The 26,236-nt window shown below is 70.1% G+C and carries 20 protein-coding genes and 1 pseudogene; 5 read left to right on the top strand and 16 right to left on the bottom strand.

Going from position 1 to position 26,236, the window contains the following annotated elements; genetic code table 11:
- Positions 1-184: 184 nt before the first annotated feature.
- The 5 genes from BT364_RS30285 to BT364_RS30270 form a co-directional block, all read right to left on the bottom strand.
- Complete coding sequence (locus BT364_RS30285; RefSeq protein ID WP_072488427.1) at positions 185-1,087, bottom strand: ADP-ribosylglycohydrolase family protein; 903 nt, start codon at positions 1,085-1,087, stop codon at positions 185-187.
- A gap of 12 nt (positions 1,088-1,099) precedes the next feature.
- Positions 1,100-1,759, bottom strand: coding sequence for a histidine phosphatase family protein (locus BT364_RS30280; protein ID WP_072488426.1), 660 nt, complete (start codon positions 1,757-1,759; stop codon positions 1,100-1,102).
- Between the two features lie 34 nt (positions 1,760-1,793).
- The gene (locus BT364_RS44390; protein ID WP_371268665.1) at positions 1,794-2,237 is read right to left on the bottom strand and encodes an ATP-binding cassette domain-containing protein; all 444 of its coding nucleotides are present in this window, start codon (positions 2,235-2,237) and stop codon (positions 1,794-1,796) included.
- A gap of 44 nt (positions 2,238-2,281) precedes the next feature.
- Positions 2,282-2,761 (bottom strand): ATP-binding cassette domain-containing protein, encoded by a 480-nt coding sequence (locus BT364_RS44385; protein ID WP_371268664.1) that lies wholly within the window; start codon positions 2,759-2,761, stop codon positions 2,282-2,284.
- An 81-nt stretch (positions 2,762-2,842) separates the two neighbouring features.
- Positions 2,843-3,448: a YdbC family protein gene (locus BT364_RS30270; RefSeq protein WP_072488425.1), complete on the bottom strand. Its 606-nt coding sequence runs from the start codon at positions 3,446-3,448 to the stop codon at positions 2,843-2,845.
- A gap of 89 nt (positions 3,449-3,537) precedes the next feature.
- Between BT364_RS30270 and BT364_RS30265 the strand changes: the two are divergent.
- Both BT364_RS30265 and BT364_RS30260 read left to right on the top strand, forming a co-directional pair.
- Positions 3,538-4,290, top strand: a pseudogene (locus BT364_RS30265) (DUF1152 domain-containing protein).
- 146 nt (positions 4,291-4,436) lie between these two features.
- On the top strand, positions 4,437-4,973 hold the full coding sequence (locus BT364_RS30260; RefSeq protein WP_072488424.1) for a TerD family protein: 537 nt from the start codon (positions 4,437-4,439) through the stop codon (positions 4,971-4,973).
- Between the two features lie 94 nt (positions 4,974-5,067).
- Here BT364_RS30260 and BT364_RS30255 read toward each other — a convergent pair whose 3' ends face one another.
- The 5 genes from BT364_RS30255 to nrdR form a co-directional block, all read right to left on the bottom strand.
- The gene (locus BT364_RS30255) at positions 5,068-7,464 is read right to left on the bottom strand and encodes an ATP-binding cassette domain-containing protein (protein ID WP_072488423.1); all 2,397 of its coding nucleotides are present in this window, start codon (positions 7,462-7,464) and stop codon (positions 5,068-5,070) included.
- Between the two features lie 132 nt (positions 7,465-7,596).
- Complete coding sequence (locus BT364_RS30250; protein WP_072488445.1) at positions 7,597-8,007, bottom strand: VOC family protein; 411 nt, start codon at positions 8,005-8,007, stop codon at positions 7,597-7,599.
- 5 nt (positions 8,008-8,012) lie between these two features.
- The gene (locus BT364_RS30245; RefSeq protein WP_072488444.1) at positions 8,013-8,462 is read right to left on the bottom strand and encodes a helix-turn-helix transcriptional regulator; all 450 of its coding nucleotides are present in this window, start codon (positions 8,460-8,462) and stop codon (positions 8,013-8,015) included.
- A 167-nt stretch (positions 8,463-8,629) separates the two neighbouring features.
- Positions 8,630-11,518, bottom strand: coding sequence for a vitamin B12-dependent ribonucleotide reductase (locus tag BT364_RS30240; protein WP_072488443.1), 2,889 nt, complete (start codon positions 11,516-11,518; stop codon positions 8,630-8,632).
- 160 nt (positions 11,519-11,678) lie between these two features.
- The gene (gene nrdR / locus BT364_RS30235; protein ID WP_072488422.1) at positions 11,679-12,191 is read right to left on the bottom strand and encodes a transcriptional regulator NrdR; all 513 of its coding nucleotides are present in this window, start codon (positions 12,189-12,191) and stop codon (positions 11,679-11,681) included.
- A gap of 522 nt (positions 12,192-12,713) precedes the next feature.
- Here nrdR and lexA point away from each other — a divergent pair.
- Positions 12,714-13,508 carry a transcriptional repressor LexA gene (gene lexA / locus BT364_RS30230; protein ID WP_072488421.1) on the top strand — a complete coding sequence of 265 codons (795 nt, stop codon included), beginning with the start codon at positions 12,714-12,716 and terminating at the stop codon, positions 13,506-13,508.
- A gap of 80 nt (positions 13,509-13,588) precedes the next feature.
- Here lexA and BT364_RS30225 read toward each other — a convergent pair whose 3' ends face one another.
- From BT364_RS30225 to BT364_RS30205, 5 genes are read right to left on the bottom strand one after another with little or no spacing between them, the layout of a single operon-like run.
- Positions 13,589-15,559, bottom strand: a complete 1,971-nt coding sequence (locus BT364_RS30225) for an ATP-dependent DNA helicase (protein ID WP_072488420.1) — start codon at positions 15,557-15,559, stop codon at positions 13,589-13,591.
- A 38-nt stretch (positions 15,560-15,597) separates the two neighbouring features.
- On the bottom strand, positions 15,598-17,496 hold the full coding sequence (locus tag BT364_RS30220; RefSeq protein WP_072488419.1) for an IucA/IucC family protein: 1,899 nt from the start codon (positions 17,494-17,496) through the stop codon (positions 15,598-15,600).
- A gap of 60 nt (positions 17,497-17,556) precedes the next feature.
- On the bottom strand, positions 17,557-18,321 hold the full coding sequence (locus BT364_RS30215; protein ID WP_072488418.1) for a GNAT family N-acetyltransferase: 765 nt from the start codon (positions 18,319-18,321) through the stop codon (positions 17,557-17,559).
- 44 nt (positions 18,322-18,365) lie between these two features.
- Positions 18,366-20,240, bottom strand: coding sequence for an IucA/IucC family protein (locus tag BT364_RS30210; RefSeq protein WP_072488417.1), 1,875 nt, complete (start codon positions 20,238-20,240; stop codon positions 18,366-18,368).
- Positions 20,241-20,269: 29 nt separating this feature from the next.
- Entirely contained in the window at positions 20,270-21,649 is a 1,380-nt protein-coding gene (locus BT364_RS30205) for a diaminobutyrate--2-oxoglutarate transaminase family protein (RefSeq protein ID WP_072488416.1), read from the bottom strand.
- 328 nt (positions 21,650-21,977) lie between these two features.
- Between BT364_RS30205 and BT364_RS30200 the strand changes: the two genes are divergently transcribed.
- Together BT364_RS30200 and BT364_RS30195 are read left to right on the top strand one after the other, a co-directional pair.
- Positions 21,978-23,198 carry a trypsin-like serine peptidase gene (locus tag BT364_RS30200; RefSeq protein ID WP_072488415.1) on the top strand — a complete coding sequence of 407 codons (1,221 nt, stop codon included), beginning with the start codon at positions 21,978-21,980 and terminating at the stop codon, positions 23,196-23,198.
- Between the two features lie 245 nt (positions 23,199-23,443).
- On the top strand, positions 23,444-24,613 hold the full coding sequence (locus BT364_RS30195) for a trypsin-like serine peptidase (RefSeq protein ID WP_072488414.1): 1,170 nt from the start codon (positions 23,444-23,446) through the stop codon (positions 24,611-24,613).
- 88 nt (positions 24,614-24,701) lie between these two features.
- Here BT364_RS30195 and hflX read toward each other — a convergent pair whose 3' ends face one another.
- Positions 24,702-26,222, bottom strand: coding sequence for a GTPase HflX (hflX, locus tag BT364_RS30190; RefSeq protein ID WP_072488413.1), 1,521 nt, complete (start codon positions 26,220-26,222; stop codon positions 24,702-24,704).
- Between the last annotated feature and the right edge of the window lie 14 nt (positions 26,223-26,236).

The raw sequence follows: 26,236 nt of genomic DNA, 5'->3' as shown, positions 1-26,236 counted from the left end.
GCCCGCAGGGCAGCGGCTGAAGAACCCCGGCGTCTCATTTTCGGCGCACGCCCGTCTGGATGATCATCGGCGGCGGCGTGGCCGAAAGATTAGCTTCCGCTCGCTGGTGCGGGCTGTGCGAGGAGGAGCTGTGGCAGTACCGTGACAGTCGGGCAGCCCCTGGCAGGCGTTCCGTGGCGCCGCCCTACCGCGGGAGCCAGTCCGGCAGCTCCTCCGTCCGTGCCGTCCAGTCGGCAGGCGGCGCGCCCGCACGGCTCGCCGCGACGACCCCGCCGGCGATCGCGCAGGTCGTGTCGACGTCCCCGCCGGCCTGGGCGGTCACCCAGAAGGCCTGCTCGAAATCGCCGAGGCTCCGCGCCGCCGACCAGAGGGCGAACGGAACGGTGTCGTGTGCGCTGGTACGCCGGCCGTTGCCGAGGACCGCCGCGACCGTTCCGGCGTCGCCGTAGTCGAGCATGTCGCGTGCCCGTCGCAGTCCGGCACCGACGGCGCTGCGCGGTACGAGCGCGATGACGCCGTCGAGCAGGTCCGCCGGGGTGGGCGGCCCAGCCGGCGCCGCCGCGAGTGCGGCAGCTGCCGCGACGGCCATCGCGCCCACGACCGCCTCCCGATGCTGGTGCGTGGTGTACGAGGAGATCTCGGCCTGGTGCGTGGCCTGCTCCGGGTCGTCCGCGTACCAGGCGCCGAGCGGGGCGATGCGCATCGCCGAGCCGTTGCCCCAGGAGCCCTGGCCGTCGAAGAGTGCGGACGCCAGCTCCCGCCAGTCACCGCCTTCCCGGACCAGCCTGAGCAGCCGGTTCACGGCGGGGCCGTACCCCCGGTCGAAGTCGTGGTGGCCGGCGAAGGAATGGGCGAGCGCGTCCTGGTCGATCCGCTCGTGCTCCACCAGCACGGCCAGCACCGAACACGCCATCTCGGTGTCGTCCGTCCACTGCCAGGAACCTGGTGGAAGTTCGCGTTGCTTCAGCAGCGGATAGTTGACGGGCACAAAGAACTGGGAGCCCAGTGCGTCTCCCACGGAGAGCCCGCGCAGGCTGGCAAGGGCACGTTCGAAACGTTGGCCGGAGGCAGAGTCAGCGGTTGTCATCGCCCCTCCACTCTATCCGGTGATGCCGTACGGCTCAGGGGTACGCCAGCGCTCGAACGGCCGGTCAAGGGTGTAGCGCCCGTCCTCTCCGAGTATCAGCGTCCGGGTCTCTCCGTTGCCCGGGTTGGACAGTGACTCGAACTCGGCGACCGACCAGTGGAACCAGCGCATGCAGAACAAACGCATGGTCAGTCCGTGTGTGACCAGCAGAACGTTCGGCGGATGGTCGGGGGCCTCGAAGCTCCGGTGCAGGCTCTCCAGAAAGGCCCCGACCCTGTCGTACACATCGGCTCCGGACTCCCCCTGCGCGAAGCGGTAGAAGAAGTGGCCGTACGCGTCCCGGTAGGCCTTCTGCAGCCGTACGTCGTCGCGGTCCTGCCAGTTCCCCCAGTCCTGCTCGCGCAGGCGCGGTTCCTCCCGTACCCGTACCCGCTCAAGGTCCAGGCCGAGGGACCTGAAGGTCTCGTGGGTGCGGCGGTAGGGCGAGATGTACACGCTGACCCGCTCGCCGTCGAACAGGTCGCGCAGCCGTGCTCCCGTCTCCCTGGCCTGCCTCAGCCCCGTCGCGGTGAGCCTCAGCGCATGGTCCGGCTCGCGCTCGTACACCGTGTCGTCGGCGTTTCCCTCGGACTCCCCGTGCCTGACTAGGACAATGCGTTGCGGTCGTGCCATGTACCGACCCTAGGGCCTCTCGAACGGCAGCGGCTCATTCGAGCAGTCGGCCGGACTCCATCCGTCGGATGTCGCCGGTGAGGCGGCGGCGCAGCAGCCGGTCGTACGAGACCACGACCAGTGCGCCCGGCCAGTGGGCCAGCGCTTCCTCCAGGTCCTGTACGAGCCCGAGTGCCAGGTGGTTCGCCGGTTCGTCGAGCAGCAGCAGATCCGCGGGCCGGGCCAGGAGACGGGCGAGGGCGAGCCGCCTGCGCTGCCCCGCCGAGAGTGATCCGACCGGCACCCGCAGGTCCCGGGGACGGAACAGCCCGTACGAGAGCAGCAGTTCCGCCTGCTCGTCATCGGTGAGCGGCAGTCCTCGGCCGAAAGTGGTGAGCACGGACTCCGCCGGACGGTGCACCGGTATCTCCTGCGCGAGGTAGCCGATCCCGCCCCGCCGGACCACACGGCCCTCGTCCGGTTCGAGCACGCCCGCCATCACTCTGAGCAGGGTGGACTTCCCCGCGCCGTTGCCTCCGTGGATCAGCAGTCTCCGGCCGCCTCCACGGAGAGCCGGTCGACCGCGATTCTGTCGCCGACCCGTATGTCCGTCAGGGAGACCAGCTCTCCCTCGGCCGCGCCGGCCGTGGGCAGGGCGGCGAAACGCAGCGGGTCCGGGGGTCTGGGGACGGGCTGTGACCTCAGCCGCTCCAGGCGCTTGTGCGCGTTGCGGACGCGGCCGGACACCGAGGCCTGGAGCCGGCCCGCTGCCCGGTCGTACGCCACTTTGTTGTTGTCCTTGATGGCGCGGCCGGCGGCGACGCCATGGGCGGTGGTCGTCGCGTACTCCTCCAGTTGCGCGGTTTCCTCGCGCCACTGGTCCCAGCGCTGCCGTGCGGCGCGCTGCTCGGCACGGAATCCCTCGTAGCCACCGCCGTAGCGCACGACCGTACGCCGGTCGGCGTCGACCTCCAGCACCGCGGTGGCGACCTGCTCCAGGAAGATCCGGTCGTGGGTCTTCAACTCCCCTGCCGAATCGGCCTGATGGGCCGCCCGGAGCGCCCCCGGTTCATCGTCCCGGCCGTTCCGCTCCGGCCGGGCCGGTCACACCGTCCACGACGGCTCCAGTTGCACGACGTCCCCCGCCAGCTCCGCCACGTCCTCCTCGGTCTGCGCCCGTTGCGAAAGCCGCTCGATGCTCCCCGCCCGGTACTTGCCGCGCTCGGCGCTCGACTGCCACATCGACAGCACGAGGAACTCCTGCCCCGGCGCCTCCCCGAACACCCCGCGCAGCATGCCGGGCGAGCCGGCCATCGCCGGATTCCACACCTTCTCCTGCATCAACGCGAAGTGTTCCACCCGGTCCTCGCGCACCTTGCTGTGCGCCACCCGGACCACATCCGCGTCGGTGAAGCGCGGCTCGAAGCCGGTCTTCACATCGAAGCGGTACTCGAAGAGCTTGACCTGGATGCCGCTGTACGTGCCGGACTGCACGGCGGCCAGGTCGTCGTGCGCGCGTGCCATGAACGAGTCGTAGAAGACGCGGTTCTCCCAGAAGGCGAAGATGTGCGCCACATCCGGACGCCCCCGGCTCCACCCGCCGCCCTGTCCCCTGAATCCGGGCTCGCCGAGCAGCCCCGCCCACTCCCGCTGCCCCCGTTCAAAACCTCGACGGTCCACCACGGTGCAACGAATCCACTTGACCAGCACCGCGCCATCGTACGGTGCCGGGCGTGGCACGGGTCACGCCCGGACGGAGCAGTCCCGAGGTGACCGCCGTGAAACGCAGAATGATCTCCATGGTCTCGTTGCACACCAACCCCCTGTTCGCCCGGCTCGAATCCGCGGAACGTGTCCTCGTCACAGGGGCCGGCGGCGGCTTCGACATCTACGCCGGACTGCCCATCGCGCTCTCCCTGTTCCACCAGGGCAAGCACGTACAGCTCGCCAATCTGTCGTTCAGCGCTCTCGAAGGGCTGCCCCTCGAATCCCGGCTTGCGCCGGACGTCGCCGCCATCACCCCCGAAACGGCCCTCCACCAGGCGTACTTCCCGGAGCGGACGCTCGCCCAGTGGCTCGGCCTGCACGGCTACCCGAGCACGGTCCACGCCTTCTCCCGGGTGGGCGTGCAACCGCTGCGTGCCGCCTACCGGGCGTTGATCGAGAAGTACGACATCGATGCGGTCGTCCTGGTCGACGGCGGTACGGACATCCTGATGCGCGGCGACGAGTCCGGCCTCGGCACACCCGAGGAGGACCTGACCAGCGTCGCCGCGCTCGCCGCGATCGACGTGCCGGAACGCCTCGTCGTCTCCATCGGCTTCGGCATCGACGCGTACCACGGGGTGAGCCACGGCCTCGTACTGGAGGCGAGCTGTTCATCAACCCGCTGATGACGCTCTGTTTCGCCTTCGAGCTCGACGGGAGTGGCCCGCAACTGCCTCTATCTCGACCGCATCGAGGACACCCAGCTCATCCGTCAGGTCAGCAGTGCCATCGAGATCTTCCGGGACGAGGTCCGGCAGCGACCGCCGCGCCGCATACCTCACTGACCCGGAGCGGCCGCGCGGGCATGAGCCATCGATGGCCCGATTCCATCGCCGCGAACCAAGCCGGTTGGATCCACGGCCGGTTACGGACATGATCGGGCGATGTGAACGGCCCGACAGCCCAGCGGAAAGCCAGGGAGGCAACTCCGATGAGCACGCCCAACAAGGACATCGACAAGATCGAGGTCAGACTCAAATGGGACCCCAGCCCTTCGGGTGCACCGGTCCACGACCTCGACATCATCGCGGCGACCTACCTCGCCGAAGCGCCGTACGGCAGCCCCGCGTACCTGGTGCACTTCGACAGCCGCTCGCCGGACGGCACCATCACCCTCAACCGCGACAGCAGGACCGGCCAGGGCCTCGGCTTCGACGAGGTGATGACGCTGGAACTGGAGCGGTTGTCGGCCGCGTACAGCCGGGTCGTCGTCGGGGTCGCCATCCAGCAGCGCGACGGCCGCAGGACGTTCGCCGAGATAGCGAACACCGGTGTCCAGGTCCGGGAGGGCTATACGAACCTGGCGGAGGACGACTTCTCCGCGGTCGGCGCGACCACCGCGGCGACCGTGGCCGAGTTCGTCCGGAGCGCCTCCGGGGCCTGGGAGTTCCACGGCACGGTCCGGGGCTTCGACGGAGACCCCGAATCGTTCGCCGCGACGATGGGAAGCCGTACGCCCGGCGCCTGACACGTCGCAGTGTGCGGACCCGTACAAGCATCGCGGGAGCGCGGCCTTCGGGGCCTCGCGCGGTCGTGTCGTACGCCCGCGCGAGGCCCTTCGGTCATGCCCCGACGTACTGCGCGAGGTGCTCACCGGTAAGGGTGGGGCGGGCGGCGACGAGGTCGGCGGGGGTGCCCTCGAAGACGATCCGGCCGCCGTCGTGACCCGCGCCGGGCCCCAGGTCGATGATCCAGTCGGCGTGCGCCATGACCGCCTGGTGATGCTCGACGACGATGACCGACTTGCCGGAGTCGACGAGCCGGTCGAGCAGGCCGAGCAGCTGCTCGACGTCCGCTAGGTGGAGGCCGGTGGTCGGCTCGTCGAGGACGTACACCCCACCCTTCTCGGCCATGTGGGTCGCCAGCTTCAGCCGCTGCCGCTCGCCGCCGGACAGCGTGGTGAGCGGCTGGCCGAGGCTGAGGTAGCCGAGCCCGACGTCGGCGAGCCGCTCCAGGATCCTGTGCGCGGCCGGGGTGCGCGCCTCGCCGGCGCCGAAGAACTTCTCCGCCCCGGTCACCGACATCGCGAGCACCTCGCTGATGTCGCGGCCGCCGAGGCGGTAGTCGAGCACCGATGCCTCGAACCGCTTGCCCTCGCACTCCTCGCAGGTGGTGGCGACGCCCGCCATCATCGCCAGGTCGGTGTAGACGACCCCGGCGCCGTTGCAGGTCGGGCAGGCGCCCTCGGAGTTGGAGCTGAACAGCGCCGGCTTCACACCGTTGGCCTTCGCGAACGCCTTGCGGATCGGGTCGAGCAGTCCGGTGTACGTCGCCGGGTTGCTCCGCCGCGAACCTCGGATGGCCCCCTGGTCGACCGAGACCACGTCCGCGCCCGCCGGGATCGACCCGTGCACGAGCGAGCTCTTGCCGGAGCCCGCGACGCCGGTGACGACGGTCAGCACGCCGAGCGGGATGTCGACGTCGACGCCCTGGAGGTTGTGTGCGGTCGCGCCACGGATCTCCAGCGCCCCGGTGGGCTCGCGCACCGTCTCCTTGACGACCGCCCGGTCGTCGAGATGACGGCCGGTGATGGTGTCGCCGGCCCGCAGCCCCTCGACGGTGCCCTCGAAACAGACGGTGCCGCCCGCCGTACCCGCGCCGGGGCCGAGGTCGACGACATGGTCGGCGACGGCGATCGTCTGCGGCTTGTGCTCCACGACGAGCACAGTGTTTCCCTTGTCCCGCAGCCGCAGCAGCAGGTCGTTCATCCGCTGGATGTCATGGGGGTGCAGACCGATGGTGGGCTCGTCGAAGACATAGGTGACATCGGTGAGCGAGGAGCCGAGGTGACGGATCATCTTCACGCGCTGCGCCTCGCCGCCCGACAGCGTGCCCGACGGCCGGTCGAGCGAGAGGTAGCCGAGGCCGATCTCCACGAACGAGTCGAGGGTCCGCTGGAGCGCGGCGAGCAGCGGGGCCACCGACGGGTCGTCGAGGCCGCGCACCCACTCCGCCAGGTCGTTGATCTGCATCGCGCAGGCATCGGCGATGCTCAGCTTCCTGATCTTCGACGAGCGGGCTTCCTCGCTGAGCCGGCTGCCGTCGCACTCGGGGCAGGTGGTGAAGGTGACCGCCCGCTCCACGAATTCCCGGATGTGCGGCTGCAACGCCTCCTTGTCCTTGGACAGGAAGGACTTCTGGATCTTGGGGATCAGCCCCTCGTAGGTGAGGTTGACGCCCTCGACCTTCACCTTGGTCGGCTCCCGGTAGAGGAAGTCCTGCATCTCCTTCTTGGTGAACCTGCGGATCGGCTTGTCCGGGTCGAGGAGGCCCGACTCGGCGTAGACCCGCACGGTCCAGAAGCTGTCCGACTTCCAGCCGGGGATGGTGAACGCGCCCTCGGCGATCGACTTGGAGTCGTCGTAGAGCTGGGTGAGGTCGATGTCGGAGACCGTGCCGCGGCCTTCGCAGCGGGTGCACATGCCGCCGGTGCGGGTGAAGGTCCGCTTGACGGTCTTGGTCCGGTCGGCGCCGCGGTCGACCTTGAACGCACCGCTCGCCTGGACCGAGGCGACGTTGAAGGAGAACGCCTGGGGCGAGCCGATGTGCGGCTTGCCGAGCCGGCTGAAGAGGATGCGCAGCATCGCGTTGGCGTCGGTGGCGGTGCCGACCGTGGAGCGGGGGTCGGCGCCGAGGCGCTGCTGGTCGACGGTGATCACGGTCGTCAGTCCGTCGAGCACGTCGACCTCGGGCCGCGCGAGGGTCGGCATGAAGCCCTGTACGAAGGCGCTGTACGTCTCGTTGATCAGCCGCTGCGACTCGGCGGCGATGGTGCCGAACACCAGTGAGCTCTTGCCCGAACCGGAGACGCCGGTGAACACCGTCAGCCGGCGCTTCGGGATCTCGATGCTGACGTCCTTGAGGTTGTTCACGCGCGCGCCGTGCACGCGGATCAGATCGTGGCTGTCGGCGGCGTGCGGCGCAGGCGACTGCGTGTCCGTCCTCTTGGCCATGCTCATCGTTTCTCCATCTGTCGGGCGGAGCCGCCTCGCGGTCTCCGTCTGCGTCGCCTGGCTCGGCGTCCTGGGCGTCGAGCGGTACGTCCGGTTCTGCTTCGTCCGTGCGGCTCGTGGCCGCGATCGCCGGACGGTTCAGCGCACCTCGTTGATGCGGATGAGGTTTCCGGCGGGATCGCGGAAGGCGCAGTCGCGGATCCCGTACGGCTGCTCGGTCGGCTCCTGGACGACCTCGGCTCCGCCGGCCTGGAGCCGGTCGAAGGTGGCGTCGAGATCGGTGGTGGCCAGGGTGATGATCGCGTAGGTGCCCTTGGCCATCATCTCGGCGATGGTGCGCCGCTCCTCCTCCGTGACACCCGGATCCGCGGCCGGTGGATGCAGGACGACGGACGTGCCGGGCTGACCGGCGGGGCCGACCGTGATCCAGCGCATCCCGCCGAACCCGACGTCCTTACGGATCTCGAAGCCCAGGATGTCGCGGTAGAAGGCGACGGAGGCGTCCGGGTCCTCGTGCGGAAGGAAGCTGGAGTGAATCGTGGTGTCCATGGACGTCACGCTAGATCGCGGCCCGGAGGCCGCGCTTCTCGATTCCTGATCGGTCTGGTGACCTGCTTCGCCACACAGGACGGCATCCCCACCGTCGAACGCGCCGCCTCGCGCCGGTAGACGCTGGGCGGCATGCCCACCAGCTCCGTGAAGCGCGTGCTGAAGGTGCCCAGCGACGAGCAGCCGACCATGAAACAGACCTCGGTGACGCTGAGATCGCCGCGCCGCAGCAGTGCCATCGCCCGCTCGATGCGCCGCGTCATCAGATATCCGTACGGCGATTCGCCGTACGCCTGCCGGAACGCGCGGCTCAGGTGCCCCGCCGACATGTGCACGCCACGGGCGAGCGCCTCGATGTCCAGCGGTTGCGCGAACTCCCGGTCGATCCGGTCACGGACACGGCGCAACCGCGCAAGGTCGCGCAGGCGCTGCGCCTCATCGGGTCTGCTGGTCACCTGCGAGATCGTGCCACACCGCGGGGACCGCCGCGCGCCGGCCCGGGAACGCGCCACCGCGAAGGGCGCCGACCGGAGGTCGGCGCCCTTCTTGAGCTGCGGTTCAGCTACCCGGACAGATCACGCGGAATGTCGCGTCCCGCGCCGTCGGGCGGCTGGTCGGCCGGTCAGCTGCAACCGCTGGTCGAACCGCAGCCCTCGCAGATGTAGCAGGACCCGGCGCGCTGCATCTTCGTACCGCAGGAGAAGCAGAGCGGCGCGTCCGCGCTGATGCCCAGCTGCATCTCGACGAGCTCCGCCGAGGTGTGCGCGGTCTTCGGGGCGGGCTTCTCCGCCTCCTGCACCGCGGCCACCGCCTTCAGCGGCTCCGTCCGCACCGGGGCGGACTGGGCGAGGCTCTCGATGTCCAGTTCCTCGTCCTCGATGGAGGGCTCGTACGAACCCGTGTCGAGGTGACGCTGACGCTCCTCGGCCGAGTGGATGCCGAGCGCCGAGCGGGTCTCGAAGGGCAGGAAGTCCAGCGCGAGGCGGCGGAAGATGTAGTCGACGATCGACTGCGCCATCCGCACGTCCGGGTCGTCCGTCATACCGGCCGGCTCGAAGCGCATGTTGGTGAACTTCGAGACGTACGTCTCCAGCGGGACGCCGTACTGCAGACCGACCGAGACGGCGATGGAGAAGGCGTCCATCATGCCCGCGAGCGTGGAGCCCTGCTTGGACATCTTCAGGAAGACCTCGCCGAGACCGTCGTCCGGGTAGGAGTTGGCGGTCATGTAGCCCTCGGCGCCGCCCACCGTGAAGGAGGTGGTGATGCCGGGACGGCCCTTGGGCAGACGCTTGCGGACCGGGCGGTACTCGACGACCTTCTCGACCGCGGTACGGATGGTCTCCTCGGCCTTGGCGGTGACCTTCTCCTTCTCCTTGGTCTTCGCGGAGAGGGGCTGGCCGACCTTGCAGTTGTCGCGGTAGATCGCGAGCGCCTTGACGCCCATCTTCCACGCCTCGAAGTAGACCTCTTCGACGTCCTCGACGGTGGCCGTCTCCGGCAGGTTCACCGTCTTGGAGAGCGCGCCGGAGATCCACGGCTGGATCGCGGCCATCATGCGCACGTGACCCATCGCGGAGATGGAACGCTCGCCCATCGCGCAGTCGAAGACCTCGTAGTGCTCGGTCTTCAGGCCGGGGGCGTCGATCACATTGCCGTGCTCGGCGATGTGGGCGACGATCGCCTCGATCTGCTCCTCCTGGTAGCCCAGGCGGCGCAGGGCCTGCGGGACGGTGCCGTTGACGATCTGCATCGAGCCGCCGCCGACCAGCTTCTTGAACTTGACCAGGGCGAGGTCGGGCTCGAGACCGGTGGTGTCGCAGGACATCGCGAGACCGATGGTGCCGGTGGGCGCGATGACCGAGGCCTGCGCGTTGCGGAAACCGTTCTTCGCGCCAAGGCGGATGACGTCCTGCCAGGCCTCCGTCGCGGCGGCCCAGATCGGGTTGTCCAGGTCGTCCATGTGGACGGCCGCGGCGTTGGCGTCGGCGTGCTGCTTCATGACGCGCTGGTGCGGCTCGGCATTGCGGGCATAGCCGTCGTACGGGCCGACGACCGCGGCGAGCTCGGCGGAGCGCTTGTACGAGGTGCCGGTCATCAGCGAGGTGATGGCACCGGCGAGGGCGCGGCCGCCGTCGCTGTCGTAGGCGTGGCCGGTCGCCATCAGCAGGGCGCCGAGGTTGGCGTAACCGATGCCGAGCTGGCGGAAGGCGCGGGTGTTCTCGCCGATCTTCTGGGTCGGGAAGTCGGCGAAGCAGATGGAGATGTCCATCGCGGTGATGACCAGCTCGACGACCTTGGCGAAGCGCTCGGACTCGAACGACTGGTTGCCCCTGCCGTCGTCCTTGAGGAACTTCATCAGGTTCAGGGAGGCGAGGTTGCACGAGGTGTTGTCCAGGTGCATGTACTCGGAGCACGGGTTCGAGCCGTTGATCCGGCCGGACTCCGGGCAGGTGTGCCAGGCGTTGATGGTGTCGTCGTACTGGATGCCCGGGTCGGCGCACGCCCAGGCCGCCTCGGCCATCTTGCGGAAGAGGGCCTTGGCCTCGACCTCTTCGATGACGTCGCCGGTCATGCGGGCGCGCAGCCCGAACTTGCCGCCGGACTCGACGGCCTTCATGAACTCGTCGTTCACCCGGACCGAGTTGTTGGCGTTCTGGTACTGGACGGACGTGATGTCGTCGCCGCCCAGGTCCATGTCGAAGCCCGCGTCGCGCAGGGCGCGGATCTTCTCCTCCTCCTTCACCTTGGTCTCGATGAAGTTCTCGATGTCGGGGTGGTCGACGTCGAGGATGACCATCTTGGCCGCGCGCCGGGTGGCACCACCGGACTTGATCGTTCCGGCGGAGGCGTCGGCACCGCGCATGAAGGAGACCGGGCCGGAGGCGTTGCCGCCGGAGGACAACAGCTCCTTGGAGGAGCGGATACGGGAGAGGTTCAGGCCGGCGCCGGAGCCGCCCTTGAAGATCATGCCCTCTTCCTTGTACCAGTCGAGGATCGACTCCATGGAGTCGTCGACGGCCAGGATGAAGCAGGCGGAGACCTGCTGCGGCTGGGGCGTTCCGACGTTGAACCAGACCGGCGAGTTGAAGCTGAAGATCTGGTGCAGGAGGGCGTAGGCCAGCTCGTGCTCGAAGATCTCGGCGTCCGCGGGAGAGGCGAAGTAGCCGTTGTCCTCGCCGGCCTTGCGGTACGTCTTCACGATCCGGTCGATGAGCTGGCGCAGACCGGTCTCGCGCTGCGGGGTGCCGACGGCCCCGCGGAAGTACTTGCTGGTGACGATGTTGACCGCGTTCACCGACCAGAAGTCGGGGAACTCGACGCCACGCTGCTCGAAGTTGATCGAGCCGTCGCGCCAGTTGGTCATGACGACGTCACGACGCTCCCACGCCACCTCGTCGTACGGATGTACGCCGGGGGTGGTGTGGATGCGCTCGATACGCAGACCCTTGCTCGACTTGGCTCCCTTGGCTCGGGAACCTCGTGCCGGGCCGCTCGCCGTCTCTGTCATGCCGCCTCCCATATGTGGGCAAAAACACCCTGAAGTGCCCAGAGCTTCCCGGGGCACAGTCTGTCTCTTATGCCTCGGACGCCACGCAGAGCGCCCGGAGCAGGTCTATGAAGCCGCCCTGCCGTCGATCCACGGAACCGTGTCGACCGGCCGGCGCCGCTCAGTCGGCGGCGACGGCGGGAACGGGGACCTCGACGATCTCGCCCTTCCCGCGTTCCTCCACCGAAGGCCACCGCTCGCGGAGTTCCGCGATGGCGGCCTCGAAGTCTTCGAGTGTGTCGAACGCCCGGTACACGGACGCGAAGCGCAGGTACGCGACGAGGTCGAGTTCCTGCAGGGGGCCGAGGATGGCCAGGCCCACATCGTGAGTGGTCAGCTCGGCACTGCCGGTGGCACGCACCGCCTCCTCGACCCGCTGGCCGAGCTTGGCGAGGGCGTCCTCGGTGACCGGCCGGCCCTGGCACGCTTTGCGCACGCCGGAGATGACCTTGGTACGGCTGAAGGGTTCGGTCACACCGCTGCGCTTCACCACCATCAGCGAACAGGTCTCCACCGTCGTGAAACGGCGGGAGCAGTCGGGGCACTGGCGGCGGCGTCGGATCGACGTGCCGTCGTCGGTGGTGCGACTGTCGACGACCCGGCTGTCGGGGTGCCTGCAGAAGGGGCAGTGCATGGCTCCCAACCCTCCTTCACAGCACGACTGAATAGCCTCTCCAGGGCCCGTCGGGGCCCTGTGAAGCTGTCACAAGCATAGGCGATGGCCACACCCTCGGCGGACCGGGGACCACAACTTCTGGGCGGCTGGAACAATCCAACCACTAGATCTTGGGTTTGGCCGCGCATTCGGCCCTACCGCGTGTCGCACAGTACGAGCGACCGGCAGGCAGCGTACGGCCGCCCACGAGGTTACGGGAACCGCGCGGCCGCCAGGATCGCGGGGCTCTCCTTGTCGGACCCCGACAACGGCCCGGCGGGCACCCCGCATGGCGGCGCCGCCCCGCCGGCCGCTACCGTGAAAGCCCGAATTTCAGGTCGGTCCGCAGCCGGATTCCCGGCCGCTCGGTCATCGCACATACACCCGACAGAGAACACACGGCAGACTTTTATTCGTTTTTCACTCGAACGTGTGTTTGGCGCAACCTTTCGAAACCTACTACCGTTGTCCAGCTAGGGAGACCATTCGAGAGGGGCCGACGTGACCACCACCGCAGACAGTGCCACCATCACTGCCCAGGACCGCTCCCAGAGCCGATTCGAGCCGGTGCATGCCATGAATGACTCAGTCACGAACATGGAGGGGCCAGAGCCCGCGCGCCCAGCGCGCTCGTTGCCCGGCCGGCCTCCTGGGATCCGGGCAGACAGCTCGGGGCTCACGGACCGGCAGCGGCGGGTGATCGAGGTGATCCGGGATTCCGTGCAGCGGCGTGGATACCCGCCCTCGATGCGGGAGATCGGTCAGGCGGTGGGCCTGTCCAGCACGTCCTCCGTCGCCCATCAGCTGATGGCCCTGGAGCGGAAGGGTTTCCTGCGCCGCGACCCCCACCGCCCGCGGGCGTACGAGGTCCGCGGTTCGGACCAGCCCAGCTCGCAGCCCACCGATACGACCGGCAAGCCCGCGGCATCGTACGTGCCGCTGGTCGGCCGGATCGCCGCCGGTGGCCCGATCCTCGCCGAGGAGTCCGTCGAGGACGTCTTCCCTCTCCCTCGCCAGCTCGTCGGTGACGGGGAGCTCTTCGTGCTCAAGGTCGTCGGTGACTCGATGATCGAGGCGGCCATCTGCGACGGCGACTGGGTCACCGTACGCCGCCAGCCCGTCGCGGAGAACGGCGACATCGTGGCGGCCATGCTGGACGGCGAGGCCACCGTCAAGCGCTTCAAGCGGGAGGACGGCCATGTCTGGCTGCTCCCGCACAACTCCGCGTACCAGCCGATCCCTGGCGACGAGGCGACGATCCTCGGCAAGGTGGTGGCGGTACTGCGGCGGGTGTGAAGCCCGCCGCTTCCGACCGGGCCCCGGGATCCACTGCGCCGATCCCGGGGTCCTGCCGTGCCGTAGCCGCCCGGGGCCGGCTACTTGCCGTCCGCCTTGGCCGCCGCGTCGATCGCCGTGAGTGAGCGGCGCGCCTGATTGCGGTCGGTGGTGTACCAGAAGTCGGGCAGCGAGGCGCGCAGATAGCTGCCGTACCGGGCGTTGGCCAGGCGCGGATCGAGCACGGCGACCACTCCCTTGTCGCCCGTGGCCCGGACGAGTCGGCCGGCGCCCTGGGCCATCAGCAGGGCGGCATGCGTAGCCGCGACGGCCATGAAGCCATTGCCGCCCGCCTCCTCGACCGCCTTCTGGCGCGCGCTCATCAGCGGATCGTCGGGGCGTGGGAACGGGATCCGGTCCATGACCACCAGCTGGCAGCTGGCCCCCGGCACATCGACGCCCTGCCAGAGCGACAGCGTGCCGAAGAGACAGGTCTCGGGATCGGCGGCGAAATTCTTGATCAGCTCGCCCAGCGTCTCCTCTCCCTGCAGCAGGATCGGCTTGTCCAGCCGGCCCCGCAGCTCCTCCGCGGCGGCCTGGGCCGCGCGCATGGAGGAGAACAGCCCGAGCGTGCGCCCGCCCGCCGCCTCCACCAGCTCGGCGAGCTCGTCCAGCATGTCGGTGCGGGAGCTGTCCCGCCCCGGCGTGGCCAGATGCCTGGCGACGTACAGGATGCCCTGCTTCGGGTAGTCGAACGGCGAGCCGACGTCGAGCCCCTTCCACTGCGGCATGTCGTCGCCCGCGGTGCCTTCGGGAGCCAGGCCGAGCGAAGCCCCCACCCCGTTGAAATCCCCGCCGAGCTTGAGCGTGGCCGAGGTCAGGACGACGGACCGCTCGGTGAACAGCTTCTCGCGCAGCAGCCCCGAGACGGAGAGCGGTGCGACCCGCAGGGAGGCGCCGAAGCGGTCATGGCGCTCGTACCAGACGACGTCGTACTCCGAGCCCTGGGTGATCCGCTCGGCGACGCCGTGGATCGTCTCCACCGATGCCAGGGCCTGCTTGCGGACGGCGTCCTCGTCCTGGACGGACTTGTCGCGCGTGGTGCCCAGGGCCGAGATCACGGTGCGCGCGGCGTCGCGCAGCGCCAGCAGTGCGTAGCCGAGGTCCTCGGGGACCTCTTCCAGGCGGCCGGGAAGCGCCAGCTCCATCACCCGCTCGAACCCTTCCGACGCGGTCTGCAGCGCGTCGGCGGCCTTCTCGTTGACCAGCTTCGCCGCGCGGCGCACCGCGCGGTTGACCTGGCCGGGGGTGAGCTCGCCGGTGGCCACCCCGGTGACCCGGGAGACCAGCTCATGGGCCTCGTCGACGATCAGCACCTCGTGCTGCGGGAGCACCGGGGCGCCCTCGATGGCATCGATGGCGAGGAGGGCGTGGTTGGTGACGACGACATCGGCGAGCTTGGCCCGCTCACGGGCCAGCTCGGCGAAGCACTCCGCGCCGTACGCGCACTTGCCGGCACCCAGGCATTCGCGGGAGGAGACGGAGACCTGGGCCCAGGCGCGGTCGGAGACCCCGGGAGTGAGGTCGTCGCGATCGCCGGACTCGGTCTCGTCGGACCAGTCCCGGAGCCGGAGCAGATCCTGGCCGAGCTTGCTAGACGGGGCTGCGGCCTCGAACTGGTCGAAGAGCCCCTCCTCCTCTTCCTGCGGCACTCCTTCGTGGAGCCGGTGCAGACAGAGGTAGTTCGACCGGCCCTTGAGCATGGCGAACTGGGGGCGTCGGCGCAGCAGCGGATGCAGGGCGTCGACCGTGCGCGGTAGGTCGCGCTCCACGAGCTGGCGCTGGAGCGCCAGCGTCGCCGTGGCCACCACCACCCGCTCCCCGTGGGCCAGCGCGGGCACCAGGTAACCGAGCGACTTGCCGGTGCCGGTGCCGGCCTGGACGAGCAGATGGGAATTGTCGTCGACGGCCGCTGCGACGGCCTCGGCCATGGCGGCCTGACCTGGTCGTTCCGTACCGCCGACGGCGGTCACGGCGGCGTGCAGGAGCTCGGGGAGGGATGGCTTCGTCATAGCCCGACCAGCGTACGGGGCCGCACTGACAACAGAGGTCACTCCCGGACTCCGGCGGAGGGGTGGAGCGGATTGGGCACGGTCCCGTGGATGGCGGCGTGCGGGCGCTGGGGGCGGTCCCGGTATCCGTCGACGTGCAGGCGGTTGCGGTTCAGACAGAGGCGTTCGATGCGGGGGGTCAGCAGGTCGAACATCTCGAACCGCTCCTTGAGCTCCGGGAAGCGGGCGTGGTGGCGCAGGATCTCGGCGCGGACGAGTGACCAGAAATCGCCCTCCGGAACCCCCAGCTGTTCCTCGCAGAGCGGGGAGAGGAAGCGGAACACCCCGATGAACAGTCCGGCGTGGATGAACTGGATGAGGAAGGAGGGTTCCTCGGTGAGCAGGACGCGGCGTACGTCCTCGGGCATCGACTCGTGTTCCGGCAGCGGCCGGGCGCTGACGTTCACGTCGTCGACGAAGTCCTTGATCGCCAGGCGCACCGGCACGTCCTGGTCGTCGAAGACCACGATCGCGTTCTCGCCGTGCGGGGAGAACACCGTGCCGTACCGGTAGAGGAAGTGCAGCAACGGCGGCAGCAGGGCGGTGAAGAGGCGGGTCAGCCAGGCGGTGGGCGTCAGCCCGGAGCGGGCGACGAGCTCGGCCGTGAAGGCGCGGCCCTGCGGATCGATGTGGAGCAGCGAGGCGAGGGTCCGGGCCCGCTCGCCGGGCGCGAGCCGGGGCTGGAGGGGTTCGCGCCAGATCGCGCCGAGGATCTCCTTGAACTGGTACGGGGCCTCGGGAAGGTGGTCGTAGAGGGGGTGCTCGACCGCCACCGAGGCCACCTCGCCGAGCAGGATGACCCCGCAGGTGTCACGCAGAAAGGCGTCCTGGTCCCGCAGGCCGTGGACCCAGGCGGTGACGGCGGGGGCCGCGAGGGTGCGTTCGGTCGGCAGTCCCCGCCAGACCAGTGTGTTGAGGATCGACAGGGGCAGCTTGACGGTGTGCCGGTCGGGGCGCGCCACGTTGCTGAAGGTGCGGATGGACTGCTGCGGCAGCCTGAGGTCCGCGTCGGCGTGCAGCGGCACGATGTCACCGGCGGCGATGGCGGGGGCGAAGACCGGAACGATCCATTCGTCCCACTGCCAGGGGTGTACGGGAAGACAGAGGTAGCCGGCGGGGTCGAGGCCGCGGGCGCGGAGCAGGGCGTCGAAGGAGTCGCGGACCGACGGGTCGAGCTCCTGTGCGTACAGCTGCTCCGGTCCGGCCAGGCGGGCCACTCCGCGGTAGGCGGCGATCCTCGTGGAGACCGCGATCCACGGCAGCGTGAGGGGCGTGCGGGCCTCGGGGGTGTGGCGCGAGGCGTCGGCTGCTGAGAATCCCAGGCGGCCCTTGTTGGCGACGAGCCAGGGGTGGCCGGTCTGGTGCCCTTCCAGCTCGGCGTAGTCGAGTTCGGCCAGCCGGGCGGCGGGGAGCGCGGTGTGGTCGAGCCGGGCGTCGGCGGTGAGGGTGGTGGTGATCTCACGGATGAGGTGCCCGAGGGTGGCGCCGTCGATGTCCAGGAGCCGGCGGGCGCGTACGAGGAACTGGAGGGGATCGCGGAAGGGGACGGCCCCGGTGTTCCTTCCGCCCGGCTCCTCGTCGTCGGGCCCCGACCCGACCGCTGTTCCGGGGGTGCTCCCGGGCGTCTCCAGAATCGAGTCCGAAGCGATGTGCCAGCTCCCGTACACGCCCCGCCGGGCGCTGAAGCCGAGGGTTCCGCCGTCGTCGAGGCCGAGGGTGTACCTGTCGCCCCCGCCGGCCTGCCGGGCCGGCTCGACGACTTCCTCGTAGGCGAACTGGGCGAGCATCTTCGCGAGCAGTCGGGCGGCGGCCCGGTCCCAGACCGCCCGGTTCAGTTCCGGTGTGCTGAGCAGCTCGGCGGACTTCGCTGAATCATGACTCTCGGGATATTTCGGCACGGGGACTCCTCGGGATGGAACCGATGGGGTTCGAGCGGTATGAGGTGAGCGGCAGTTCGTTCACAGCTGGGCACGATGGGTTCGGTCGCGGACCATCAGGGCGGCTCGTTTGTCGGGGAGTTCGAGTTCCGCGGAGAAGCGGAAGCCGGCACTCAGGAAGGCGGAGACGGACGGGGTGTTACGGAGGTCGGGTTCCGCGACAACACGCGCACACCGGGGGCGGTTGTCGAGCACGAGGTCGGCGACGGCCCGCAGCAGGGTGGTGCCGAGGCCGCGTCCGCGGTTGTTCACGCCGCCGATGAGCAGGTGGATTCCGGTGTCGTGCGGACGGGCCGGGTAGTGGCGTGCCAGCGGGTCGAGATCCGCGCGGTAGATCTCCCAGTAGCTCATGGGGACGCCCGCCAGCACGCCGAGGCAGGGGACGCTGCGTCCGTCGCCGTCGAGTTGAGGGCGCAGATGGGCGGCGGTGACGGCTTCGGGTCCGGCGAGTTCCCAGAAGGCCGCGACCGCGGGGTCGTTCATCCAGCGGCTCAGTACGGCGAGGTCGCGTTCCAGTCGCACGGGCACGAGCTGGAGGACTCCGGCCGGGGTGGTGACCGGCCGCCAGTCGGCCGGGCGGTCGAGCAGATCGGAGGAGGCGGCCCTGCTCACGGCCGGCCGCGCACCCGCCGCCTGACCCGCGTCGCCCTCGGTGGCCGGGGGGTCCTCCCCGAACAGCGCGAGGAGCTCCTCGGGGAGCTCCAGGTCCAGGGTGTCCTCGGCACCCGTGTCGGCCGGTGGGGCAGGGCCGGTACCGGCGTCGGTCTGCGCATCGGCGCTAGCCACGGTGTCGCTCTCCTCTCGGCGGTTCAGGAAGTGGTCATGTTCCCTCAGGCACACAGGGGGTTGGCAATGGTGACGTAGACGGACTGGGTGTCGACGGGGCCGACGAGTTCGTCCAGGCCGTACATCCGGGTCAGCAGGTTGGCCTTGCACCGCAGATGGGGCTTCTCCAGCAGGTGGGCGGAGAGCGGGGAGCCCAGGGTGGCGGCCGAGCCGAGGAATCGGCGGAAGGCCGCGACGAGTACGCGTTCGTCGGCGAGGCGCTCGGCGCCGAACGCGCCGATCAGGCCGAACACATTGTTGATGCCGAGGTAGTAGGCGAAGCGTTCGTCGGTGACCGCGTCGGAGACGAAGGTGTCGCTGACCGATCCGATGCCGGGGAGCCGGTGCTCCAGCGCCGCGCGGTGGGACTCGCGGAAGTAGTAGCCCTGGTTGTCGCGGTATCGGCCGCCGACCGGCCAGCCCTCGGGGCCGAGCAGCACCAGGGTGTTCTGCTGGTGCGCTTCGAGCGCCACGCCCGCGTGGCCGTCGAGCCAGAGCACGGGGCGCACGACGCGGTCCAGGTAGCGCAGGAACCACTCGGCGGCAACCGCGCCCACGGCCCTTCCGGTGACGGCGGCCAGCGAGTGGACGATCTCGGCGAGGCGCGACTGCATTCCCACCCTCCCCGGCCACGGACGCGGGGCGGTCAGGGCCGCGATACAGACCGCGTCGTCGTGCGGCCCGAAGGGGTTGTGACGGAGCATCACGTCCAGGCCCCGCACGGGTTCGCCGTCCGGGCCGTCGACGGCGAGCCAGGCGGGGTCGCGGACGATGTCGAAGCCCGGGTGGGCGGCGTGCCACCGCGTGGCGAGCCCGGTGCGGAGCAGCCGGTGGACCTCCACGCCGCGGTGGAGCTCCTTGCGGAGGTTCTCCCGGCGGGAGTTGGTGATGCGTACGCCGAGGGAGAGCTTGAGCATGACCTCGGCGGCGGGCCGGTGCACAGTGCGGACCGAGGAGGTGGGGTGCCAGCGGCCGCCGTGCGGTCCCAGGTCGTGGAGGAGTCCGGCGTCGAGGAGGGCTGCCACCTCGGGGCGGTGCGCGAGTTCGCGGGCCTGCCAGGGATGGAGCGGAATCGGTGCGGTGTTGTCGGGGAGGCGCAGGCCCCCGGTGTGGGAGGTGAGCAGCTCGGTGGCCGGTACGGGACGGCCTCCGTCGGTCCAGGCGGAGTCGGTGGCCAGCACGGACCGGTCGACGGCCATCCAGTGCAGCGGGAAGGAGCCGTGCGACTCGGGTGAGTAGAGGCGGGACTCGGCGTCGGAGAGCCCTTCGCGGCTCTTGGGGGTGGGGTGAAGCGGGTGTCCGAGCAGCAGCGACTGCTCCGCGGTGAGGAAGAGGTCCGCCCCGGCCGGGGCGTGGGGGTCGCGGCGCCGTTCGGCGATGAAGCCGGCGGTGCGCCGTACCGAGTCGGCCACCCGGGCCACCATGTCGGCGCCCTCGTCGCGGTCGGCCTCGCGGCCCAGGAGAGCGGCGATCGTGACGGCGTCGGCGGGCGGCGCTCCTTCGGGTGCGCCCTCCAGGGCGGGCGGGCCGAAGCGGTGGCAGCCCGTGGCCGACCAGTAGAGGACGGGGACGAGCAGGGCCGTTCCGCTGGCGGGGAGCGGGATCCGCAGCGTGCGGCCGTCCGGGCCGGGTTGACCGGTCTCCCGGACCCAGCAGCGGAGCAGATTCTCCGCGCCCGCGGTGTCGGCGGCCCGCAGCGGGTCCGGGTGGTCGAGCGGGTCGGCCGCCGCCCTGCCGGTGGCCGCGGAGTCCGGGGTGTACCGCTCGCCGGGCGGTGCCGTCATCTGGCGCGGCACGGTGGACTGTTCGACGACGAGGGGGCCGGCGAGCTGCTGGGTGGGGGGAGAGCCGTCGGCCTGGGGCGCGGGGGTGGGGTTCACGGCGGTCCTTCTTGTGAGGGTGTCCGGGGTCAGCGGATCGACCCGGTCGTGGTCCGGCGGTGCGGCAGCCGCTCGGCGGCTGCCAGGGCGTCGGCGAGGCGGTCCACGACCGCTGTTGCCTGTTCGTCGGTGAGCGTGAGGGGAGGCAGGAGGCGTACGACGGTGGAGTGGCGTCCGCCGAGTTCGACGATGAGCCCGCGGCGCAGGCACTCCTGCTGGACGGCGGCGGCGAGGGCGGGCGCGGGCGGGGGCTCGGGGCCGTCACCGGGAGCGGTGGCCTCCGGGTCGACCAGCTCGATCCCGATCATCAGACCGCGTCCGCGTACGTCGCCGATGGCGGGATGGTCGGTGGCCAGCGCCTGGAGGCGGGCGAGCATGCGGGCACCGAGGATCGCGGCGCGTTCGGCGAGGCCGTTCTCCCGTACGAAGGCCAGGGTGGCCGTGCCCGCCGCCATCGCGAGCTGGTTGCCCCGGAACGTGCCGGCGTGGGCGCCCGGCTGCCAGGTGTCGAGTTCGGAGCGGTAGACGATCACGGCGAGCGGGAGGGAACCGCCGATCGCTTTGGAGAGCACCATCACATCGGGCACGATCCCGCTGTGCTCCACCGCCCAGAAGGCGCCGGTGCGGCCGACGCCCGTCTGGACCTCGTCGGCGATCAGTGGGACGGAGCGGGCCTCGGTGATCTCGCGCATCCGGCGCATCCAGCCGTCGGGGGCGGGGTTCACACCGCCCTCCCCCTGCACCGGTTCGAGGATCATCCCGGCCGGTGCCGGTGTGCCCGCCTTGGGGTCGTCCAGGAGGTTCTCGGTCCACCGGGCGGCGAGCTCCGCGCCGCGCTCGCCGCCGACGCCGAAGGGGCAGCGGTAGTCGCGCGGGAAGGGCAGCCTGGTCACCCGTACGTCCTCGGCGCCGCCCGATGCGGCGAGGGCTCCCGCGGTCATCCCGTGGTAGGCGCCGGTGAAGGCGAGCAGGCCGCTGCGGCCGGTCGCGCCGCGGACCAGCTTGAACGCCGCCTCGACCGCGTCCGTGCCCGCCGGTCCGCAGAACTGGATCCGGGCGTTGTCGGCGAACCGCGGTGGCAGGGTGGCGAACAGCTCCGTGATGAAGGCGTCCTTGACCGGGGTGGCGAGGTCGAGCACATGCAGCGGCGCACCCGAGTCGATGACCTTCTTGATGGCCTCCAGGACGACCGGGTGGTTGTGGCCGAGCGCCAGGGTGCCGGCTCCGGAGAGGCAGTCGAGATACCGCCGGCCGTCCGCGCCCTCGATGGTCAGTCCGCGGGCCCGCACCGGCACGATCGGCAGCGACCGCGCATAGGTACGGGCGGCGGATTCGCGCAGGGACTGGCGGCGCAGGATCCCCTCGTGCACCGTCGGTGCTGCCACCGGGGCTGGTTCGGTCACGGCCACGGCTGTCGGTCCTCCCGGTGTAACGGTTGCGTTGCACATCAGTACGTCGGTGCGCGGACGGAGTTCGGGGATGAACGCTTTCCCCGGGTCCCTCGCACGTACCAACGACGCCGGGCGCGGCGGATCACGGGTAAATCCGAAGATCCTTGCGGAGGCGGAACCGCGGCCCTGCCGCTCACCGTCCCCATCGGCACCGGCATAGTGGGGGCCGCACAGGACCCCGGACAGTTGTCCGGGAGTCCGCAGGGTGTTCGGAGCGGATGGCTCGGAGCAGTACCGCAGTGCAGTACAGAAGTGTTGAGTTACGAAGTCCCAGGGGGATCACCACATGCGACTCATTCGACCGGTTCTCGCCGCACGCCGGGGGAGGACGGGCCGCCGGCCTTCGTCGGTGCTCGCCGTGGCCGCGGTCACCGCGGTCCTCGCGCTCACCGCCACGGCCTGCGGGCCCGAGGAGGACAACGCGAGTGACAAGCCGAGCGTCTCCGCCGGCCAGTCGTCGGACGGCAAGATCACGATTCCTGACGATCTGAAGGACCGGCTCAAGGAACACGGGATCGACCTCGACCAGTGGAAGAACGGCGACTGGAAGAACTGGGACAGGGACAAGTGGCTGCGTGAGGCCAAGGACTTCGTCAACCCGATCATCGAGGACCTCTGGGACCCGGACCGGATGCGCGATGCGGACAAGTCGCCCGAGAAGCCGGTCGACAACGACATCTCGGGTGACGAGGGCGTGACGGACCCGACGCCCGCGCCGGTCCAGGCCGCGGGCGTCCGGACGCCGTACCACGCCAATGCCGCCGAGTCCGGGAAGCTGCTCTTCGACGGCCCCGAAGGCTCCATGATCTGTTCCGCGACCGTGGTGAAGGACCCGGCGCACCCCGGGAAGTCCAACCTGGTGTGGACCGCCGGGCACTGTGTGCACGCGGGCAAGAAGGGCGGCTGGTACCGCAACATCGCCTTCGTGCCCTCGTACAACAACCAGGGCCTTTCCCTGGCCGGGCTGAAGAAGGCGACCAAGCAGGAGATCGCCCCCTACGGCGTGTGGTGGGGCACCTGGGCGCAGACGTCCGACCAGTGGATCTCGCAGGGTTCCTCGATGGGCGGACTGGGCGCGCCGTACGACTTCGCGGTGCTGCACGTGACGCCGGAGAAGGGATCGGCGGGCAAGTCCCTGGAGGAGACGGTCGGTTCCGCGCTGCCCGTCGATTTCAACGCCCCGGCCGTGCCGAAGATCGACAGCATGACGGCGACCGGCTTCCCGGCCGCTCCGCCGTACGACGGTCAGAAGGCCTTCCAGTGCGTGGACAAGCCGGGCCGGCTCTCGCTGACGGCGCAGGACCCGACCATGTACCGCATCGGCTGCACCATGACCGGCGGTTCCTCGGGCGGTGGCTGGGTCGCGAAGGGACAGGACGGCAAGCCCGCGCTGGTCTCGAACACCTCCATCGGACCGGTGACCGCCGGCTGGCTGGCCGGACCGCGGCTCGGCAAAGATGCCAAGGGCGTCTACGAGTCGGTCAGCAAGAAGTACGCGGGAGAGTGACGACGGACCGTCACCCGGCCCGTTTCCGGTGACGGTCGACGTTTCCGGTGACGGAGCATCAGGGGCCCCCGGCGCGGCAGTTGAGCACCGGGGGCCCCTCTCCGTGGTGCCGCGCCGCCGTGGCGGGGAGCACGCTCCGGACCGTCATGGGGTGGGGCACTGCATCTTCGGCGGCCCCTGGTCCGGCCACCGAGTCGCATGACACGTTCATGGCAATTTCGGAACTTTCAGGGGGAACGCTTTCCATGCGATCCATACGTCCACTGCTCGCCGCGACCGGACTCGTCGCCTCGCTCGCGCTGACGGCCACGGCCTGCGGCCCGAGCGAGGACGACGCGACCGGCAAGCCCGCCGCCGACTCCGCGGGTGGCCAGGACGCCGGCGGCTCCCTGCCCGACGGTCTGGCCGAGACGCTGAAGAAGCACGGCGTCGACCCGGAGAAGTGGAAGAACGGCGAGTGGAAGAACTGGGACAAGGGCAAGTGGCTGCGTGAGGCCAAGGACTTCGTCAACCCGGTCATCGAGGGGCTGTGGAAGCCCGACCGGATGAAGTCGGCCAAGGACCCGGCGAAGACCATGGCGGCCGGCGACGTCTCCGGCGACCAGGGCGTCACCGACCCGGAGCCCGCTCCGGTGCGGGCCGAGCCCGAGAAGACCCCGTACCACAACTACGCGGCCCCGGTCGGCAAGGTGTTCTTCGACTCCCCCGAGGGCTCGATGGTCTGCTCGGGCACGGTCGTCAAGGACCCGGGGAACCCGGGCCGGTCCAACCTGGTGTGGACCGCCGGACACTGTGTGCACGCCGGTTCGAAAGGCGGCTGGTACCGCAACATCGTCTTCGTGCCCGCGTACAACGACAAGGGCAAGTCCGCCTCCGCCCTGAAGAACGCGCAGCCCCAGGAGATCGCCCCGTACGGCGCGTACTGGGCGGACTGGGCGACGACGTCCGGGGAATGGCTGGCCGACGGCGGCCCCACCGGGGGCGAGGGCGCTCCCTACGACTACGCGGTGCTGCATGTGAAGCCGGAGAAGGGCACCAAGTCGCTGGAGGAGGCCGTGGGCAATGCCCTGGCGGTCGGCTTCGACGCCCCTGAGGTCTCGCAGATCGGCGCCATGGGCGCCTGGGGATACCCCGCCGCTCCCCCGTACGACGGCCTGATCATGCACAAGTGCGTCGACCGCCCCGGGCGGCTCTCCATCAGCCCGAGCACTCCGGCGATGTACCGCATCGGCTGCACCATGACGGGTGGGTCGTCGGGCGGTGGTTGGTTCAGGAAGGGCAGTGACGGCAAGTCCGTGCTGGTCTCCAACACCTCCATCGGGCCGGTGACCTCGGGCTGGCTCGCCGGTCCCCACCTGGGTCCGGGCGCGCAGGACGTCTTCACCACGATGAGCGAGAAGTTCGCCGGCCACTGACGGCCACCGGCACCCCGATGAAAGGCCGAAGGCCCGCCCCCGGTCGGGGGCGGGCCTTCGGCCTTTGCTGAGCCGTGTCGCGCCGCGGTCAGTGCGCCACGGGGACGAACGAGGAGAGCTCGGCAGCCAGCTCCTCGTGCACCCGCGCCTTGAGCAGTGTGCCCTCCGACGTGTGCTCCTCGGAGATCACCTCGCCCTCGGCATGCACCCGGGAGACGAGTCCGCCCTGGATGTACGGCACGAGCGCGTCGATCTCGACCGACGGCCGCGGCAGCTCGGTGTCGATGAGCGCGAGCAGCTCGTCGATACCGGCACCGGTGCGCGCCGAGACGGCGATCGCGTGCTTCTCGATGCGCAGCAGTCGCTGGAGCACCAGCGGATCGGCCGCGTCCGCCTTGTTGATCACCACGATCTCGGGCACGTCCACCGCGCCCACTTCGCGGATCACTTCGCGCACCGCGGCCAGCTGCTCCTCCGGCACCGGGTGGGAGCCGTCCACCACGTGCAGGATCAGGTCGGACTCGCCGACCTCCTCCATGGTGGAGCGGAACGCCTCGACGAGGTGGTGCGGCAGATGCCGTACGAACCCGACGGTGTCGGCCAGGGTGTAGAGCCGGCCGCCCGGCGTCTCGGCCCGGCGCACGGTCGGGTCCAGGGTGGCGAACAGTGCGTTCTCCACCAGGACGCCCGCACCGGTGAGCCGGTTGAGCAGCGAGGACTTGCCCGCGTTGGTGTAGCCGGCGATGGCGACCGACGGCACCTTGTTGCGCTTGCGTTCCTGGCGCTTGATCTCGCGGCCCGTCTTCATCTCCGCGATCTCCCGGCGCATCTTCGCCATCTTCTCGCGGATCCGGCGCCGGTCCGTCTCGATCTTGGTCTCACCGGGGCCACGGGTGGCCATGCCGCCACCGCCGCTGGAACCGCCGCCGCCCATCTGACGGGAGAGCGACTGACCCCAGCCGCGCAGCCGCGGCAGCATGTACTGCATCTGTGCCAGCGAGACCTGCGCCTTGCCCTCTCGGGACTTGGCGTGCTGGGCGAAGATGTCGAGGATCAGGGCGGTCCGGTCGACCACCTTGACCTTGACGACGTCTTCCAGGTGAATCAGCTGGCCGGGGCTGAGCTCACCGTCGCAGACGACGGTGTCCGCCCCGGATTCGAGGACGATGTCGCGCAGCTCCAGCGCCTTGCCCGAACCGATGTAGGTTGCCGGGTCCGGCTTGTCGCGGCGCTGGAAGACGGCGTCGAGCACCTGGGCGCCCGCCGTCTCCGCCAGTGCGGCCAGCTCCGCGAGGGAGTTCTCCGCGTCACGCACGGTCCCCGACGTCCAGACACCCACCAGCACCACGCGCTCCAGGCGCAGCTGTCGGTACTCGACCTCGGTGACATCTTCGAGCTCGGTGGAGAGTCCGGCCACACGCCGCAGCGCGGCGCGCTCCGAGCGGTCGAACTGCTCGCCGTCCCGCTCTCCGTCGATCTCGTGGCTCCAGGCGACGTCCTCTTCCATCAGGGCGTCGGCCCGAAGGCTCTCGGTGAGGCTTTCGGTGACATTCTCCGTAGCACTCTGCGCATCCTGCGCGTCCTGGGGAAGGGAAGAAGAGGAGGTCATTGGATCCTTACGTC

Origin of the sequence: Streptomyces atratus (genome assembly GCF_900119365.1) — a bacterium.
Taxonomy (GTDB): domain Bacteria; phylum Actinomycetota; class Actinomycetes; order Streptomycetales; family Streptomycetaceae; genus Streptomyces; species Streptomyces atratus_B.
Note: the sequence above shows the minus strand (reverse complement) of the source record. Positions and strands in the feature narration are given on the sequence as shown.